Source organism: Hallella bergensis DSM 17361, assembly GCF_000160535.1.
In the GTDB taxonomy this organism is placed as follows: domain Bacteria; phylum Bacteroidota; class Bacteroidia; order Bacteroidales; family Bacteroidaceae; genus Prevotella; species Prevotella bergensis.
This window is the reverse complement of sequence record NZ_GG704782.1, coordinates 6,078-22,738: the sequence shown is the minus strand read 5'-3', so window position 1 is coordinate 22,738 and position 16,661 is coordinate 6,078. Positions and strand designations below refer to the sequence as shown.

Sequence of the window (16,661 nt, the reverse complement as noted above, 5' to 3'; positions counted from 1 at the left end):
AAAATTCATTTGTGACTGCAAAATTACTGCATTTTGGTTTTTCCTGCAATCCTACTTTATGATGATTTTTTATGCAGTTGGTCGGGCTGGATACGGGTGTTGTCATGGGGTTGTATAATAGAATGGTGCTATGACAGAAACTGCCGTATATCGAATGGCTGGTTGACAAATTGGTTGAAAAATTTGGTATACCAATCGATAATCGCTATTTTTGATGTGTTAAAATCAAAAAGTTATGAAAATAGGAATTTTTTGCTCGGCCAACAATGATATAGACCCGGACTTTTTTCGGCTCACTGAGGAGCTGGGTACATGGATCGGGCGTAATGGGCACGACTTGGTGTATGGCGGGTGTGACCTCGGACTCATGGAGTGTATAGCTCAGTCAGTGCACCGTGCCGGTGGACGAACCATCGGTATGATACCCACCATATTGGAAAAGAATGGGCGCGGGTCTGATTATGTTGATGTCAACGTATCGTGTGACAATCTCTCCGACCGAAAGCAGCTCATCATGGCACAAGCCGATATCTTTATTGCCCTGCCCGGAGGGATAGGTACTCTCGATGAAATCTTCACTGTTGCGGCATCTCACACCATTGGCTATCATCACAAAATGGTGGTGCTCTACAACATGAAGGGATTTTGGAATTCGACCATTGCCTTGCTCAATGACATGCAGGAACGTGGCCTCATCCGTGGCAAATGGTCCGATTTCATCGCTGTTGCCAATGATTTTGACTCGCTGGTAGAATATGTCAGCTAACCAATAAGACCAACCATCGAGACCAAAAGCTACTCAGGGCCAACGTATACTCGTTGCAATGCCATGCACACCAGCTTCACCACCGGCGTCTGACGTCCGAAATACACGTGTACTTCGTCCGTAGAACGATCGGATGTCGGCCGTCAGACGCTTGTACTTCGAACGCGATACGCTAACGATAAGCTGTTAAAACAAAGCCATCTCACCCGAAAGACATGAGCCTTCGGACGAGATGGCTGTATTGTATTTGTGATTTTTATTTCAAACCCATTTCCTTGAGCAGGCGGTCGGCATGTCCCCACTTATCCATCATGTAGAGCACGAATCGGATGTCCACGCTGATGGTGCGGGCCAAATGCTTGTCAAAATGGATGTCGGAGCTGAGGCTGTCCCAGTTGCCGTCGAAGGCCAGTCCGATGAGACGACCCTTGCCGTCGAACAGCGGCGAGCCACTGTTGCCGCCCGTGATGTCGTTGTTGGTGAGAAGGCACAGATGTAGCTTGTAGGTTTGGCGGTCGACATAGGGGCTACAGTCATCGACATTCATCAGGGCGTGCATGATAGGCTCGGCCTGATAGTCGATGATGCCCTTATCGCCCTGCTCCATCTTATCCAACAGGCTCTCGGAGGTGGTATAGTAGCCCGAAGGCTTGCCGCCCAAATCGAACCCTCCCACTTGTCCATAACTTAGGCGCATGGTGAAGTTGGCATCGCTGTAATGGGGCATGTCCTGTTCCATGCGCAGCTTGGCGGCACAGAGGTAACGCTCCTGATCGGCTATGCTGTCGGCCAGTGTGGAGAGAAGTTCGCGGTTTTGGTCGATAAGCTCGCGCAGTTGTTTACCTATAATCGTTCCCGGGTCTTTCCTGAAAGACTTCTTGCGGAAATATATTTTCCCGTTGGGTTTCATCAGACAGCTCTTTTGCCAGAGATCGTTCACATACCGGGTGTAGTCGTTGCCGTATTTGGTTTCGATGGTCTTGTAGAACGCCGGCAGGTTGTTTGGGTCGGTGATGTGGTTGCGGTAGTTTTTCAGTGCCACTGCCAGCACCTCCTTATCGAGTGCCTCGTCCCAGGTCTTCTGGACGTCCTTGTAGATGAAATATTGCTTCTTGGGCCTGTTGTCCGGGCCTTGTGTCTCCTGTCCTCGGTTTTCGTTGATGGCGCGTGTGGTGAACTCGTTTGTGCGGAGAAAACTTTCGGTGAGATACAGCAGGTCATGGGCGGCCGTTGCACTTTTGCGATAGAGTTTTTCGAGCAACTGGAAGTTGAGGCTGTCTTTCAGGTATCCCGTCCGATTGACAAAGGATTCCACTTGACGTTCAAATGCTCGTTTCTGTTGGATGAGACCGATGGAATCGATACATTTGTTCATTCCGATGGAGTTTTTCCAGTAGTTGGAGCTGTTGGCATACTTGCTGTCGTACTTGATGCGCACGCCTTCGTCGGCACGCATGTGGCGTAGCATCACCTCCTGCTTAATGCCTCGGGCCTGTGCGCGGACAGCGTTTTTCATCCGCATCTGCTCGATGCCGTAGCTCGACAGATAGCGGCTGGTGGAGCCAGGATAACCCATGGTCATGGCAAAGTCGCCATCTTTGTAGCCCTCGAGCGACACGGGAGCCCAGTGTTTGGGGCGGTAGGGCACGTTGTCTTTGGCGTATGCGGCGGGGCCGTTGGTTTTCGGGTCAGCGTAAATGCGGAATACCGAGAAGTCGCATGTCTGTCGGGGCCACATCCAGTTGTCGGTCTCACCGCCGAACTTACCCATCGATTTGGGCACGGTGAACACCAACCGGAGGTCGGTGAAGTCCTGATAGGTGGTGGCGTAATATTTGTTTCCCTCATAGAAGGCATCGATGACAACGTGTAAGGTTGAGTCGATATTCTTGACAGAATCGGTCATGGCATATTGCAACGAGTCGATGAGCGCGCCCTTCCTGTCTTTGCTGAGGCGGGAAAGCCCGAGACTCTCGAGCCGTGCGGTGACATCTTGTTGCTCTATCATGAAAGAGACGAACATGTCTTCGTTGGGCAGCTCCTCCTCGTAGGTCTTGGCATAGAAGCCGTTGAGCATGTAGTCGTGCTCCACGGTGGAGTGGGAGCGAATGGCCTCAAAGCCGCAATGGTGATTGGTAAACACCAGTCCGTCGGGGCTGACCACCACGCCGGAGCAGTAGCCCGAGAAGTTGACCACGGCCCGACTCACAGCATTCTCGCCGTGATACAAGTCATTGTAGGGCAGTTGGAAACCTTCTCGTTGCATCTCGCTATAGACGGCTTGAGGCAGATTGTAGAGCGTCCACATGCCCTCGTCGGCATGTAGGGGCAGAAAAGATAAGAGGTTGAGGGTTAAAAAAACAAGGGGCTTGATAAGTCTGTTGTTCATTTGTCTGTTTTCTTTTAATGGGATAGCTGTGGTATCCGTTATTGAGTTTATTGTTTCTTTTTTATGATGTTCAGTGGCAGGTCTTTCTTCACGAGATAGGCAACGAAGATGCAACCCAACAACGTGTTGACAATGATGGCCGGAAGTGGAGTCAAATAGTTGTTGGCGGTGAGCATGCCCGCGGTGAGTACGACGGCCAGGGCTACATATGCCAGTATTTCCTTGACGGGATAGTTAATGGGATAGTATTTCTGTCCGACGAAATAGCTGAGTAGCATGGCTGTGGCATAACCTGCAAAGCCTCCCCATGCACACGCCATATAGCTGTATCGGGGTACGAAAATTACGTTGACGGCGATGAGAACGAGGCATCCGGCACCACTGAAATAAGCTCCCCAGATGGTGCGGTCAATGAGCTTATACCAGAACGACAGGTTGAAATAGATGCCCATCATGATTTCGGCGGCCATTACGATAGGCACCACCCGTAGGCCGGACCAGTAGTCGCGGTTGGGGATGATGTGCCTTAACACGTCCATATAACCCACCACCACGAGGAAAGCCAATAGGGTAAAGATGACAAAAAACTTCATGGCCTTGGCGTAGGTCTCGCGGTTGTCCTTGTCCTTGGACTTGCCGAATACAAATGGTTCGTAGGCATAGCGGAAGGCCTGAGTAATCATGGCCATGATCATGGCTATCTTGACGGTGGCTCCGTAGATGCTCAGTTCGGCAGCCGCATCGCTTTCGCGGTAAAGGAAAGGAAAGACGATCTTGTCGAAAGTCTGGTTCAGGATGCCCGCAATGCCTAATATCAGCAGCGGCCATGCATAGCGCAGCATGCGCCTGAGCAGCTTGGGATCGAAACGATAGGGAAAGCCGACGAGTTCCTTCCAAAACATCAGGGTGACCAATGTGGTACAAGCCAAATTGATATAGAACACCATGCCCACGTTGAGTGTGAAACTGTCGTCATAGAGTCCGAAGGGATTGATGCGCAGGGCAGGGAGTATAAAGAGGTAGGTGATGTTGAGGAGGACATTCAGAAATACGTTGGCCAGCTGTATGGTGGCAAACTTGATGGGTCGGCTTTGGTAGCGCAGATAGGCAAAAGGTATGCATTTGAAGGCATCGATGGCCACACATACAAACATCACGGCCACCCATTCGGGGTGGTCTTGATAGCCCATGAACGATGAAACGGGGCCGAGGAAGGAGAGTATCAGGATAATAAAGAGCAGCGACGTGGAGCCCACCGAGATGAGCGTAGTGGTGTAGACGGTCTGCGGATCCTCCTCGTTTTTGTTGGCAAAGCGGAAGAATGTCGTCTCCATGCCGTAGGTGAGGATCACCATCAGCAGTGCCGTGTAGGCATAGACATTGGTCACGACGCCGTATTGTCCGCCCGAGGCAGCCCACGCAGCGGTCTGGATGGGCACGAGCAGGTAGTTGATAAACCTCCCGGCTATGCTGCTGATGCCATAGATGGCAGTGTCTTTTAAAAGCGATTTCAGGGTTGCCATTTTTTTTAATTCATAATTCACAATTTACAATTCACAATTGGCCATGCGGGGTGAAAATTCAGAATTCATAATTCACAATTCATAATTGGCCATACGGAACGGAATTACTCTTCACTCTACACTCTTCATTCTTCACTTTTCATTCTTCACTCTTCACTCTTTCAAAAGAAGATATATGCGATGAACACGGCTGCAATCACTCCCACGAGATCGGCCAGCAGGCCGCAGGCCACGGCGTGGCGGGTGTATTTGATGCTCACGCTGCCGAAATATACTGCGAGGATATAGAATGTCGTGTCGGTGCTTCCCTGGAAAATGCAGCTCAACCGCCCCACAAAGCTGTCGGGACCATAGGTTTTCATGGTCTCGAGCATGAGTCCGCGGGCACCGCTTCCCGACAGGGGTTTCATAAGGGCCGTGGGCAATGCACCGACGAAATCGGTGTTGATACCGCATTGTTTCACGGTCCATGCAATGCCATCGATGAGCATGTCCATCGCCCCGGAGGCACGGAACACGCCCACGGCCACCAGGATGGCCACCAAATAGGGGATGATCCGGACGGCTGTTGTAAAGCCTTCCTTGGCTCCTTCGATAAAAGCGTCGTAGACGTTGACCTTTCTGAACAATCCGGTGAGGATGAAAATGATGATGATGCCCAGCAGGATGAGGTTGCTGGCAATGCTCGTGACGGTGCCCAGTGTGTCTTTATCCATCTGCCCGAAACTCCATACCACCAAACCTACAAAGGCCACGAGTCCGGTCATCGTGGCCAGAAGAACGGGTTGAAAGATGTTGATACGTTGCCAGGCGGAGGTGATGATGATGCCCGCCAAGGTAGCTATTGTGGTGGCCAGGAGAATGGGGATGAAGACATCGGTGGGCGATGCTGCCCCGTAGGAGGCGCGAAAGGCGAGGATGGTTGTTGGAATGATGGTGAGACCCGAGGTGTTGAGTACGAGGAACATGATCATCGGGTTGGTTGCCGTGTCCTTCCTGGTGTTCAGTTCCTGCATCTGCTGCATGGCCTTCAGGCCGGTGGGGGTTGCGGCATTATCGAGTCCGAGCATGTTGGAGGCGATGTTCATGAAGATAGAACCCATGGCCGGATGGTTCTTCGGAATATCGGGAAAGAGTTTGGTGAACACCGGACTGAGCACCCTTGCCAGTGCATTCACCACGCCGGCGCGTTCACCAATCTTCATGATACCGAGCCACAAAGCCAAGACACCGGTCAGGCCGAGGGAGATCTCGAAAGCTGACTTCGACGTGTCGAATGTGGAATCCACTATCTTTTGAAAGATAGTGGTGTCGCCCATGCATAGCTGAAAAGCCCCAAAGACAAAAGCAATGAGGAAGAATGCAATCCAAATGTAGTTCAGTACCATACGGAGGGCAAAGTTAGCACAATTTCCAAACTCTTACAAGGAAATCCGCCCGAAAACGAACAACAACTTAAAAGAGTCGGGAAGATGCTGCCAAAGCAACTCTGCCTCAATTGACCGACCACTCGAAGAGGCCGGACGAATATTTCTCGGGTTGGTAGACATTGAGCCTCACGGCCTTTGTCTTGACCGGATCGAAGTTGACGATGCAAGCCTGACCTTTCTTGACAGGGTATTGATCAGCGTGGAATACCGGTTTCCATGCACCGCTTTCGTCCTGGTATTCCATGGTCCAGCTGTCGGGAACCTTGCACCCTCCCCATGGCTGGTCGTCGAACCAATATACGGTTGCGCTCTGAATGGTTTTGGCATTAGCGAAGGTGTAAGTCACCCATTCGTTGCCTCCCTGCTTGGGCCACCAGTGGAAATAGGGTACGGAACGGTCGTTTTCGTCGGCCGGTACCAGTCCGTCGACTATGCTTTTCATCGACCGAGAAGGTGTTGATGATGCGATTTCGGCCTGCGAAGCAAGTGTTGGTGGGGTTGAAGGCCGACTTGCCGATACGTTTTGTGCCATCCAAACCTTCATATTCCCACTGCCACGGTGACACCATGCGAAATATGGAATGAGTTTCAGATTGACGTTTTGGACGGTCAGGCGCCCCTCCTTGTCATAGGCTAAAGCCTGAGCCTGTGTGGTTAGGGTGGTCAGGTTTTGCCCCTGGTAGAGTCTGAGGGTGTTCTTGTATTTGTCGGATATGAACTGACTGTAGGGCAACTTGCTTTCGGTGAATTTCGGTTTTTGGTTGAGGAGCATGCTCATGATGTCGAAGTCATTGTCTGCCCACTCTGCGCAATAGACCACGGGGCCACGCTCAAAACTCACTTGTCCGCGGTCGGCTTCCACCTTGGTGTTAGCCCTAACCGTGCGTACTTCCATGTCGAAATGAATGGTTACCACGTCGCCTTTCTTCCATCTCCGATTGATGGTGCAATAGCCATCGTCGGTGATGGTCGGCTCGATAGCCTTTCCGTTTACCAGGATGGTGTAGTTGGGACGTTTGCCATCGCTATAATAATAGAGGTCAGAAGGTACGGGTTGTCCCTTTATCCATCCCGGTATGCGAATCTTGAGACCGAAGCTACCAGCCTTGTTCCGATCCACGCGGATAGCGATATCACCGTCCCAAGGATAGTTGGTGGACTGTGTCAGAGACACGTTCTTGCCATTGACTTTCATCGTTGCCGAATTGCTGAGAAAGAGGTTCACGTAGAGGTTGTTGTCTTTCACGGCATAGACATAGCCGGGAAGCGAGGGTAGGAATCGGCAGATGTTGCTCGGACAGCATGCACAGCCAAACCAAGCCTGACGCTGGTGCTGACCCATAGACTCCAATGGGTTGGGATAGAAGAATCCACCGCCGTCCATGGAGACACCCGATATGAGTCCGTTGTAGAGCGAGCGCTCCAACACATCAAAATATTTGCTCTCACCATGGAGCAGGAAGAGCCGGTAGTTGACGTAGACATTGCCGATGGCGGCACATGTCTCGGCATAAGCACTCATGTTGGGCAGTTCGTAGTTTTTTCCGAAAGCTTCACCGTTGCTGGTAGCCCCGATGCCACCGGTGATATAGAGTTTCTTACCCACGATGTTATCCCAGATACGGTCGATGGCCTTGATGTAGTCGGCATCGCCCGTGAGGGCAGCCACATCGGCCATACCGGCATACATGTATGCGGCGCGGACGGCATGTCCCACAGCTTCATCTTGCTCAACAACAGGCTTGTGACTCTGCGAATACTCCTGCCTGATGGTGGTCTTTCCGCGATAGTCGAGGAAGAATTTGGCCTGGTCGAGATATTTCCTATTGCCCGTGGCGAGGTAGAGCTTGCACAGGGCCATTTCGGCGATCTGATGTCCGGGAACAACACAGACTTGGCCCGGATTGGGACCAACCTCGCGCACCACACAGTCAGCATAGCGTGTGGCGATATCGAGGAACTTGCGACTGCCCGTAGCCTGCCAGTGAGCCACGGCACCCTCGACCATGTGTCCGAGGTTATAGAGTTCATGGCTCAAGTCTTCGACCTTACTCCATCGCTTGTCGCCGGCCCAATGGTGGGGGTTCTTGGGGTTCTGCGTCCGTGCGGTGTAGAGATATCCGTCGGATTCCTGTGCGGAACCAATGATGTTGAGCACGGAGTCTATATATTGCTTCAGTTTCTTGTCGGGATAGGTCTGAAGAATGTAGCTTGCTCCCTCGATAGTCTTATAAGGGTCGGTGTCGTCGAACGAGAGCCCCATGAGTTTGCTTACGTCGTAACTGTCGCTGGGGTGAGCAGCCCGCTCAAAGTTTTTGTACCGACCTTCCGATTCGCATTTGCTGAAAGCAAGCGGAACGGTTACTTGTCGAGAAGTTTCGAGACGCTGTCCCCAGAAGCTGTTGCTGGCCACTTTCACAGCTGTGAATGGGACAGGAGTGATGGGGTAGCCGCCGTTGCTTTTTTGTGCCATACCGGCAGTGGCAATCATGGCTGTCAAAAAGGTTATGATTTTCCGTTTCATCAGTTGTTTGGTTTTATATTTGTTTGTATTTTATTCGTTCTTATCTGGTTACTGGTTCAAGGGTCACGACAAACCCACCTCCTGATGCCAAATGCAGATTGAGTGTTGAAGATGAGTTTACTGTATGTCGGTTCAACTTGTAGTCTTCCGCATTCTTGTTGGCATTGATTCCGTCAGACAGGATTGTTGCCGTAAACTGAATGTTCTTGGGCAGAAAGCTGAGATCGATCGTGATGTCGCGCTCGTCCCAGTTGGTCATTCCTCCTATATAATATAGGTGATCCTTCTCTCTCAAAGTAACGATGAAATCGCCTATTTTGCCTTGTAGCACCTCGGTTTCGTCAAACACGGTGGGCAATGCGGCAATGAAAGCTGTGTAGTCCGGCTCGGCTTCATAGCTCGTGGGGGTATCGGCCAGCATGGTGAAAGGCGAGTCATAGACAATGTAGGTGGCAGCCTGATGTGCCCGTGTGCCCTGACTCATGGGCTTGGAGTAGCTGGCAAGCCAATCACGACGGCTCCCGTTGCGCATGGCTCCGGGCGTGAAATCAACCTGGCCAGCCATCATACGGATAAAGGGGAAGGTGACATCATAGCGTGGGTGGTCGTTTTTGAGCTTTCCCCATTTCACCTCTTCCATGCCGAAGACTCCCTCATAGTTCAAGATGTTGGGATAAGTTCGGTTGAGTCCTGCCGGTGTGTAGAAACCGTGGAAGTCGAGCAACAGCTGATTCCGAGCTGCACAGTCGGCCAGGCGCTCCACCATTTCATTGGCAGTCTGGTCGTTGCGGTCGAGGAAATCAACCTTGAAACCCTTGATGCCCATGTTGGCATAGTGACGGCAGATGGTTTCGAGATTCTCGTCCATGACGTTGAACACAGCCCATAGCACGATGCCAACGCCTTTTTGCCTGCCGTATTCGATGAGTTCCGACAAATCGACATCGGCAATAGGGTGCATGATGTCACCTCTGTTCGAATCGTACCATCCCTCATCGAGAATGATATATTCCAAGTGATGTTTGGCGGCGAAGTCGATATAATACTTGTAGGTTTCGGTGTTGATGCCTGCCTTGAAGTCCACCCCCTTCAGGTTCCAGTCGTTCCACCAGTCCCAAGCCACTTTGCCAGGTTTAATCCAGTCGGTGTTTTTCAATCGGCTGGGTTCGGCAAGAGCGTAGACAAGGTTATTGGTAGGCATATCAGTATCGGCTTCTGATACGGCAAAAATACGCCACGGAAACTGGTGTGAGCCCTTGTTTTTTGCGATGAAATCGTGCCTTTCTGCCACATACGTCATGTTTCGCCAATCATGTCGGGCCATGGTCTTGGGATAAGGTGGAAAGACGGCAACAAGATTGTCGCCATCGGCTTTGACAAACATACCCGGGTAATGATGCAAGGCACTTTCCAAAATTGTAACTTTGGCTTTCCCACAATCAACCGTTGCGGGTAAGAATGCAAGCTGTCGCCTCGCGGTGTCGAGAGTTGTTTCGTGGTAAATGTTTTGGAAACCCATAGCGAAAGGGTCGCCATGGCTGGTGGAATAAGCCAGCCATGCCTTACGCTTGTTCCCGAAACGATATTTTGCTATCTCATTTTTGATCACATTTTCCTTCTTGCCTTGGTAGTGGAAACGATAAGCCACTCCCTCATCGTAGACACGAAATGTGATTCCAAAGTCATTGTTGAGACGAAGGCGCAGTTCGTTGGCCTGACTCCTGAAGCTCTTTTGGCGATGGAATGGGGAAATTATTTCCTCACTAAGCGTGGTGGGACGTACAGACTTGGGGACTCTGAGTTGTCCAATTTCAGTACCATTGTTTAATATAAGCCCTATGGGCGATTTGTCCATTAGGGTTTGATCATCCAATGTTATCTGCAGCGAGAGACTTGGAGTTGAACTGATTATTGCTTTCAGCCTACCGTTGGGAGAGCTCAGACAAATATCTTGAGCTGCTGATTGAATGCAGAAAAACAATAATAATAGCGTTAGTGGTTTTGGGATTCGATTCATAGACTTATACTTAGGATATTACAAAGATAGATATTTTCACGCGTTAGCTATGAAAATTTTGTCGCAAAGGATGAGAGAATAATCTAAAACCGCGAATCCACCGTGATATTAGACTATTTTGCTATCTTATCAGACGGGATTTTTATCGCCTTTGCCATATTCTTCCTTACTTTGCAATATTACCTCAACATAGCTTTTGAACATACTAACTCACTTAAGATATGACTAAAAAAACTCTATTATTAATGGGTATTACGGTGATGGTTTCGGGCTCCTTGGAGGCTGCTCCCGCAAAGAAAGCTGGTGGGAAAACTGGAAACCTTATTGTCGAAGTACCCTTTACGAAGGTACATCTGAATGATAATTTTTGGTCACCCCGCATAGAAATCAATCGCACCGTGTCGATACCCTCTGCTTTTAGGGAATGTGAAAAGAACGGACGGTTTGACAACTTTGCCATTGCCGGCGGACTGATGAAGGGTGAACATCGTGGAGATTTCTCGTTTGACGACACTGATCCTTATAAGGTAATAGAGGGAGCAAGCTACTCTCTGGCAGTACATTATGATGCCAAACTCGACCACTATCTTGATTCTGTTATCAGCATTATAGCTTCGGCACAGGAACCGGACGGTTATCTCACAACCTGCGTCACCAACAAATGTTATCGTCTTTCGGGTTGGTGGGGTCGCTCAAAGTGGGAGAAAATCAACAGCCACGAATTGTATAATAGTGGCCATCTCATCGAGTCGGCAGTAGCACATTACAAGGCTACGGGCAAGAAAAACTTTCTGAATGTGGCCATCAAGAATGCCGACTTGGTATGTAAAACCTTCGGTCCGGCTCCCAATCAAATTCACCGTCCGTCCGGGCACCCTATTGCCGAGATGGCATTGTGTAAGTTATATAAGGTGACTGGCAATAGAAAGTATCTTGAAACGGCAAAATATTTTGTGGAGGAAACGGGTCGAGGAACCGACGGTCATCGTCTGAACGCCTATTCACAAGACCATAAGCCTATTCTTGAACAGGACGAAATAGTGGGTCATGCCGTTCGTGCGGGCTATTTGTTTAGCGGTGTTGCTGATGTGGCAGCACTAACAAACGATGCTGAATACTTCCATGCACTGGAACGAATATGGAACAATATGGCAGGGAAAAAGCTGTATATTACGGGAGGAATCGGCAGCCGTGCACAGGGTGAGGGCTTCGGACCCAATTATGAATTGAACAACATGACGGCATATTCGGAAACTTGTGCCAGCATTGCCAATGTGTATTGGAATTATCGCATGTTTCTGGCTACAGGCGATGCCAAATATGTTGACGTGTACGAACGGGCTCTATATAATGGTGTGTTGAGTGGTGTAAGCCTGAGTGGAAAAGAGTTTTTCTATGACAATCCGCTGGAATCTATGGGACAGCATGCCCGTCAGGCATGGTTTGGATGCGCTTGTTGTCCGGGCAACGTAACGCGATTCGTAGCCAGCGTGCCCCAATATCAGTATGCCACACGGGGCAATGATATCTTCGTGAACCTCTATATACAGGGCAAGGCTGATATCAATGGCGTACAACTGACTCAGACTACCAACTACCCATGGGATGGAAACATTTCTATCCAGGTCTCGCCGAAAAGACGTTCAACTTTTGCCATTCGTTTCCGCATACCGGGTTGGGCACACAATAAGCCTGTATCGACAAATCTTTACCATTTCATCGACAAAGCAAAACCTTATGCGGTGAAGCTTAATGGCGACGTGGTGGACGCAACATTAGAAGATGGATATGTAGTAATCAGCCGAAAATGGAAAAAGGGAGACCGAGTGGAAATTGAGCTTCCGATGGACGTCCGCAGGGTACAGGCCAACGACAATGTGGAGGACGATCGCGGTAAGATAGCCTTGGAGCGCGGACCTGTGATGTTCTGTCTGGAAGGAAAAGACCAGAGTGACAATACGGTTTTCAACAAAATAATTACACTAACCACTCCTATTACAGCCTCCTACCACAGTGACAAGCTTAATGGCATCGTTGAACTGACGGGCAATGCCATGCAGTTGGAGCAAGATGGAAGTGTGAAAAACGTAAGATTCCGTGCTATCCCATACAGTACCTGGAATAACAGAGGCGCGGATCAGATGGCCGTTTGGATAGCATCATCTCCTGCATATGCCTATGTGCCCCCCCGAGAAACTATTGCAAGCAAGGCGCATACACGGTCTAACCGCGCCCCAATTCAGAAAGATGCACCCGAAACAGCTGTGGCTGAGGGGTCGGCCTGGGGCGTGAACGACCAGTGGGAGCCACGCCGAAGCAGCGACACGAGCAAACCTTACCACTACTGGTGGCTCAAGAGGGGAACCCCCGAGAGTATCTTCTATGCTTTTGACAAGCCCTATACGGTGAGCAACGTACAAGTATATTGGCTCGACTTCGACCATTATGATGGCAATTTCCGTGTGCCTGAAAGCTGGACACTATATTATAAGGACAACGAAGGTTTATGGAAAGAAGTGGAAGACCATACACCATACGGTTGTAAGAAAGATGTCTACAACAGCGTAGATTTCCGTCCTGTTACGACCACCGGCCTTCGTATCGTGGCAAAACTGCAGAAGGGTGAGTCGGGTGGTATTATTGAATGGAAGGTGAATGAATGAGGAAGTATAATATCATTGAGCCAACTTTATAAAGTCTGGCTTTTTAGATATTTACTGAATTTTCGCACGTGATTTTTCAATCATCAAGTGACATTAAATTATACATTCTATACAGTATCCGGAACTTAGAAGCCCTCTTTATTTCAATTTATCGATTTATTCAATTGTGTCTTTATTCATCACAACTATAACTTTCGAAGATTCATTGACTTTAATGGTCTGACTATAATTTCTATATCCTTTTTTTGAAAAATTAAATTTGATATCTAAGCCTTGTCTTACAGGTCCCATTCGTATATATTTAAATCGTCCTAGCGAATCTGTGAATACAATTTGATTTATCATGTTGTCTGAAACTAAAACGCTATCTAAAGGAACGTTATTATTATCTATAACAAGACCTTCTAAACTTTTTATACTCTCACATGAGAATAAAACCAAAACACAGGCTATGCTGATTGATTTGCGATATATTTTCATATGATGTATTTTTATTGATCCTATGCGGATTTCAGCAAATTAATAATATGAAAGCATTTTTGAGCCTATGCCTCGGCATCTGCCGCATGGTAGGACGAGCGGACGAGCGGACCGCTCTCCACATGCTCGAAGCCTTTGGTAAGAGCAATTTTTTTATAGTCGGCAAATTGCTGGGGAGGAATGTAGGCCACCACGGGCAGGTGGGCTGCGGTGGGTTGCAGATATTGTCCGATGGTCAGGCGCCGACAACCGGTGGCAAGGATGTCGTCCATGGTTTCCAACACCTCCTCGTGGGTTTCTCCCAGGCCAAGCATGAAGCCCGTTTTGGCCGTAATACCGCACCGAGTAATCTCCCGGAGTACCTCCAGGCTACGCTCGTAGCGTGCCACACTGCGCACCGAGGGCGTGAGACGGCGCACGGTTTCTATGTTGTGCCCGGTCACGTGGGGACGGGTGTCCATCACCCTGCGGATAAGGTTGGCATCGCCCATGAAGTCGGGGATGAGCAGTTCAATCTTGGTATTGGGATTCAACGCACGCACCTCTTCCACGGTTCTTATCCAATGGGCGGCACCATAGTCGGACAAGTCGTCGCGGTCGACAGAAGTGATGACCGCATAACGCAGTCCGAGACTCCTGATCGATTCGGCTACACGGCGCGGCTCATCAGGATCAAGAAGCTCCGGGCGACCCGACGGCGTGTTGCAGAAACGACACCGCCGCGTGCAAATATTGCCTCCGATCATCAGCGTGGCCGTACGGGCCATCCAACATTCGGCTCGGTTGGGGCACAGTCCGCTGGTGCATATTGTATTGAGATGGTGTTTGGCCAGAATTTCAGCGGTCTCACCGGTCTGCTTTTTGGCCGTGAGATCAATTTTCAGCCAGTCGGGCTTCATCACATGGGGCTTGCGCCCAAAGAGCAAGCGGAGAAACTGCTGAAGGGTCAGTGCCCGGATCATGGTCGAGAGATCGGTGCCACGGAGCCTTCGTTCCACGGCCTCGCGGGAAAACTCCACACCCCTGAGCGGAGCCAAAAGATGCCGGTCGATATCGCCCAACTGGAAATAATCGCCCGACAAACTGATGTTGACAATCACCCCGTTTTTCAGTTCTATGTGCGCTTCGAGCGTGCCCACGCCCTCAAATCGATGTTTCCTCACTTCCGAATATTTCGGGTTTTTGCCGTAAACAAAACTGTCGGAAGCCAGTTCCCTTTCTATCTTGGCAATGCCTTCCATATCGGTCTCAGACAGCATGCGCGAGGCTTCGCCACACATATAGCGACGTGCATAAGCCATGAAGTCTTCGATGGTGAGACGGGTGTGTGGAGCAATATTGTTGACGCGCTGACTCACTGAGGCCACGCCCTTGCTCTGTAATTTCTCATGTGAGGGAGTCAGCGATTGCGAAAGGTGCTCAAGCCGGGTGTTGAAGAGCATGGAGTTGTGGAGCACGCACCGGTTTGGCAGCCCGTAGAAGGCACTTCCCGCCACCTTGCCACCATTGACAAGAATATCGTTCCTGCCCGACAAACGGGCATCGACACCGAGGCTTTGCAACATGTCGGCCACCCGTTGCATATAGCGTGCGAAGGCCTGGTTTACATTGTCGGCAGACGAGATATAGGAAAACTGGATACAGCCCAAATCGGAATAGATGCATCCGCCACCGCTTTTGCGCCGGAAGATATGCACATCGTTTTCCTGACAATAGGCTGTGTTCACCTCGTTTTCAATGAGTTGGTTGCGTCCCAACATCACTGTAGGTTCCACGCGCCAGACCATGAAATAGTCGTCGTCAGTGTAATGGCGAGCCACATACTCCTCGACGGCGAAGTAGAAAGGGAGCGTGCGAATGGTTTCGGGGTGGGGGATATGGATGTATTTCATTGACGGGCCAATTAAGTTGCGTCCGCAAATGTACAAAAAAACCTGAAAAGTTCGTTCGTTTTGGGAGGTAATCTATGCAAATATCAATCTATGGAATCAGCTGGTTGCGCCCCATACCGCAACGGTTTAATTTCTTTCTATCGTATTCAGGGGGGTGGCTATTCGCATTCTCCGCTACAATCTTGACAAGGCTTTTCTTATCCTGCATGCCGTTATTTAAACCTTCAAAGCAGAAGTGCAATTTCTTTTGGTGTTGAAGAGAGTCACTCGGTGTGAGGAGCGGACTGGTTCTCAATAATAGGTATAAAGGCAGGGGCAAATTCTCTGCATTATTTTTTTTGTCAAAATACTTCTGCATTTTTTAACACTTCAGAATTTCTGAACCAGAAGTGAAATTGGAAATCATTCAACGAATAAAATGAGTTCTCGATGCCATTTCAAAGCGTCTGACTTGCGATAAGATAGAGATGACATTGCCAACTTAGCCCTTTTGCATGCTCTCAACAGTGTAACCGCACCGCGATTAGATAACAACCGCGTTGCCATATCTATCCTTTCGCAAGCCCATTTTTGACTCGATTTCTTAATATCTTGATTTCCAGATGTTTGAAAACTGTCCCAAATTTCGTTTATTTCCGGCAAAATATCTTGTCATAGAAAATATCGCAGTCACAAGAGAGGGATTGTAAAAGAAAATGGGTTGTTTATATTTTTATTATTGGCGGTTTATGAATGTTAAGTATGAAAACGTAAATTTCAAATCATAAGCGATTTACTCGTTTTTTAGATGATATGTTTTGCTGCTCCTCAAAAAAATTACACCGAAGCGCCAAAAAAAAGCGCTCAGGTATTCTATTGAAAAATAAAAATCCTATATTTGCCTACATGCTCACTTTGGTCTAAACGCGTAAAGTGATGAAGAAGCATTTAAACCTGTTGGAGAAAGAGTTGTAATATAATCCCGTCTCATAAAAATC

At 49.3% G+C, this 16,661-nt stretch carries 10 protein-coding genes; 2 read left to right on the top strand and 8 right to left on the bottom strand.

All coding sequences use genetic code 11. The annotated features are described in order from the left end of the window. Nucleotides 1-235: 235 nt before the first annotated feature. Nucleotides 236-766: an LOG family protein gene (locus HMPREF0645_RS08520; RefSeq protein WP_007174561.1), complete on the top strand. Its 531-nt coding sequence runs from the start codon at nucleotides 236-238 to the stop codon at nucleotides 764-766. A gap of 256 nt (nucleotides 767-1,022) precedes the next feature. On the opposite strand, the gene HMPREF0645_RS08515 is transcribed toward HMPREF0645_RS08520, so the two are convergent. The 5 genes from HMPREF0645_RS08515 to HMPREF0645_RS08495 form a co-directional block, all read right to left on the bottom strand. Then, complete coding sequence (locus HMPREF0645_RS08515; RefSeq protein ID WP_007174560.1) at nucleotides 1,023-3,155, bottom strand: S46 family peptidase; 2,133 nt, start codon at nucleotides 3,153-3,155, stop codon at nucleotides 1,023-1,025. A 47-nt stretch (nucleotides 3,156-3,202) separates the two neighbouring features. After that, a complete protein-coding gene (locus HMPREF0645_RS08510; RefSeq protein WP_007174559.1) occupies nucleotides 3,203-4,678 on the bottom strand; it encodes an oligosaccharide flippase family protein in 1,476 nt (491 codons plus the stop codon). Nucleotides 4,679-4,839: 161 nt separating this feature from the next. After that, a complete protein-coding gene (locus HMPREF0645_RS08505) occupies nucleotides 4,840-6,066 on the bottom strand; it encodes a nucleoside recognition domain-containing protein (RefSeq protein ID WP_007174558.1) in 1,227 nt (408 codons plus the stop codon). Between the two features lie 106 nt (nucleotides 6,067-6,172). Continuing rightward, entirely contained in the window at nucleotides 6,173-8,632 is a 2,460-nt protein-coding gene (locus HMPREF0645_RS08500) for a glycoside hydrolase family 127 protein (protein WP_007174557.1), read from the bottom strand. A gap of 40 nt (nucleotides 8,633-8,672) precedes the next feature. Beyond that, the gene (locus tag HMPREF0645_RS08495) at nucleotides 8,673-10,649 is read right to left on the bottom strand and encodes a glycoside hydrolase family 97 protein (RefSeq protein ID WP_007174556.1); all 1,977 of its coding nucleotides are present in this window, start codon (nucleotides 10,647-10,649) and stop codon (nucleotides 8,673-8,675) included. A 221-nt stretch (nucleotides 10,650-10,870) separates the two neighbouring features. Between HMPREF0645_RS08495 and HMPREF0645_RS08490 the strand changes: the two genes are divergently transcribed. Beyond that, complete coding sequence (locus tag HMPREF0645_RS08490) at nucleotides 10,871-13,312, top strand: glycoside hydrolase family 127 protein (protein WP_007174554.1); 2,442 nt, start codon at nucleotides 10,871-10,873, stop codon at nucleotides 13,310-13,312. Nucleotides 13,313-13,468: 156 nt separating this feature from the next. On the opposite strand, the gene HMPREF0645_RS08485 is transcribed toward HMPREF0645_RS08490, so the two are convergent. The 3 genes from HMPREF0645_RS08485 to HMPREF0645_RS08475 all read right to left on the bottom strand — a co-directional run bounded on the left by HMPREF0645_RS08485 (nucleotide 13,469) and on the right by HMPREF0645_RS08475 (nucleotide 16,042). After that, complete coding sequence (locus HMPREF0645_RS08485) at nucleotides 13,469-13,792, bottom strand: hypothetical protein (protein ID WP_007174553.1); 324 nt, start codon at nucleotides 13,790-13,792, stop codon at nucleotides 13,469-13,471. Nucleotides 13,793-13,857: 65 nt separating this feature from the next. Continuing rightward, nucleotides 13,858-15,684, bottom strand: a complete 1,827-nt coding sequence (gene lipA, locus HMPREF0645_RS13380; RefSeq protein WP_007174552.1) for a bifunctional lipoate--protein ligase/lipoyl synthase — start codon at nucleotides 15,682-15,684, stop codon at nucleotides 13,858-13,860. Between the two features lie 88 nt (nucleotides 15,685-15,772). Then, a complete protein-coding gene (locus tag HMPREF0645_RS08475) occupies nucleotides 15,773-16,042 on the bottom strand; it encodes a hypothetical protein (protein ID WP_007174551.1) in 270 nt (89 codons plus the stop codon). Between the last annotated feature and the right edge of the window lie 619 nt (nucleotides 16,043-16,661).

What these genes read in the sequence shown, in the direction of transcription:
- HMPREF0645_RS08520 (WP_007174561.1), top strand. Translation starts at nt 236, where the DNA reads ATGAAAATAGGAATTTTTTGCTCGGCCAACAATGATATAGACCCGGAC.
- HMPREF0645_RS08515 (WP_007174560.1), bottom strand. Translation starts at nt 3,155, where the DNA reads ATGAACAACAGACTTATCAAGCCCCTTGTTTTTTTAACCCTCAACCTC.
- HMPREF0645_RS08510 (WP_007174559.1), bottom strand. Translation starts at nt 4,678, where the DNA reads ATGGCAACCCTGAAATCGCTTTTAAAAGACACTGCCATCTATGGCATC.
- HMPREF0645_RS08505 (WP_007174558.1), bottom strand. Translation starts at nt 6,066, where the DNA reads ATGGTACTGAACTACATTTGGATTGCATTCTTCCTCATTGCTTTTGTC.
- HMPREF0645_RS08500 (WP_007174557.1), bottom strand. Translation starts at nt 8,632, where the DNA reads ATGAAACGGAAAATCATAACCTTTTTGACAGCCATGATTGCCACTGCC.
- HMPREF0645_RS08495 (WP_007174556.1), bottom strand. Translation starts at nt 10,649, where the DNA reads ATGAATCGAATCCCAAAACCACTAACGCTATTATTATTGTTTTTCTGC.
- HMPREF0645_RS08490 (WP_007174554.1), top strand. Translation starts at nt 10,871, where the DNA reads ATGACTAAAAAAACTCTATTATTAATGGGTATTACGGTGATGGTTTCG.
- HMPREF0645_RS08485 (WP_007174553.1), bottom strand. Translation starts at nt 13,792, where the DNA reads ATGAAAATATATCGCAAATCAATCAGCATAGCCTGTGTTTTGGTTTTA.
- lipA (WP_007174552.1), bottom strand. Translation starts at nt 15,684, where the DNA reads ATGAAATACATCCATATCCCCCACCCCGAAACCATTCGCACGCTCCCT.
- HMPREF0645_RS08475 (WP_007174551.1), bottom strand. Translation starts at nt 16,042, where the DNA reads ATGCAGAAGTATTTTGACAAAAAAAATAATGCAGAGAATTTGCCCCTG.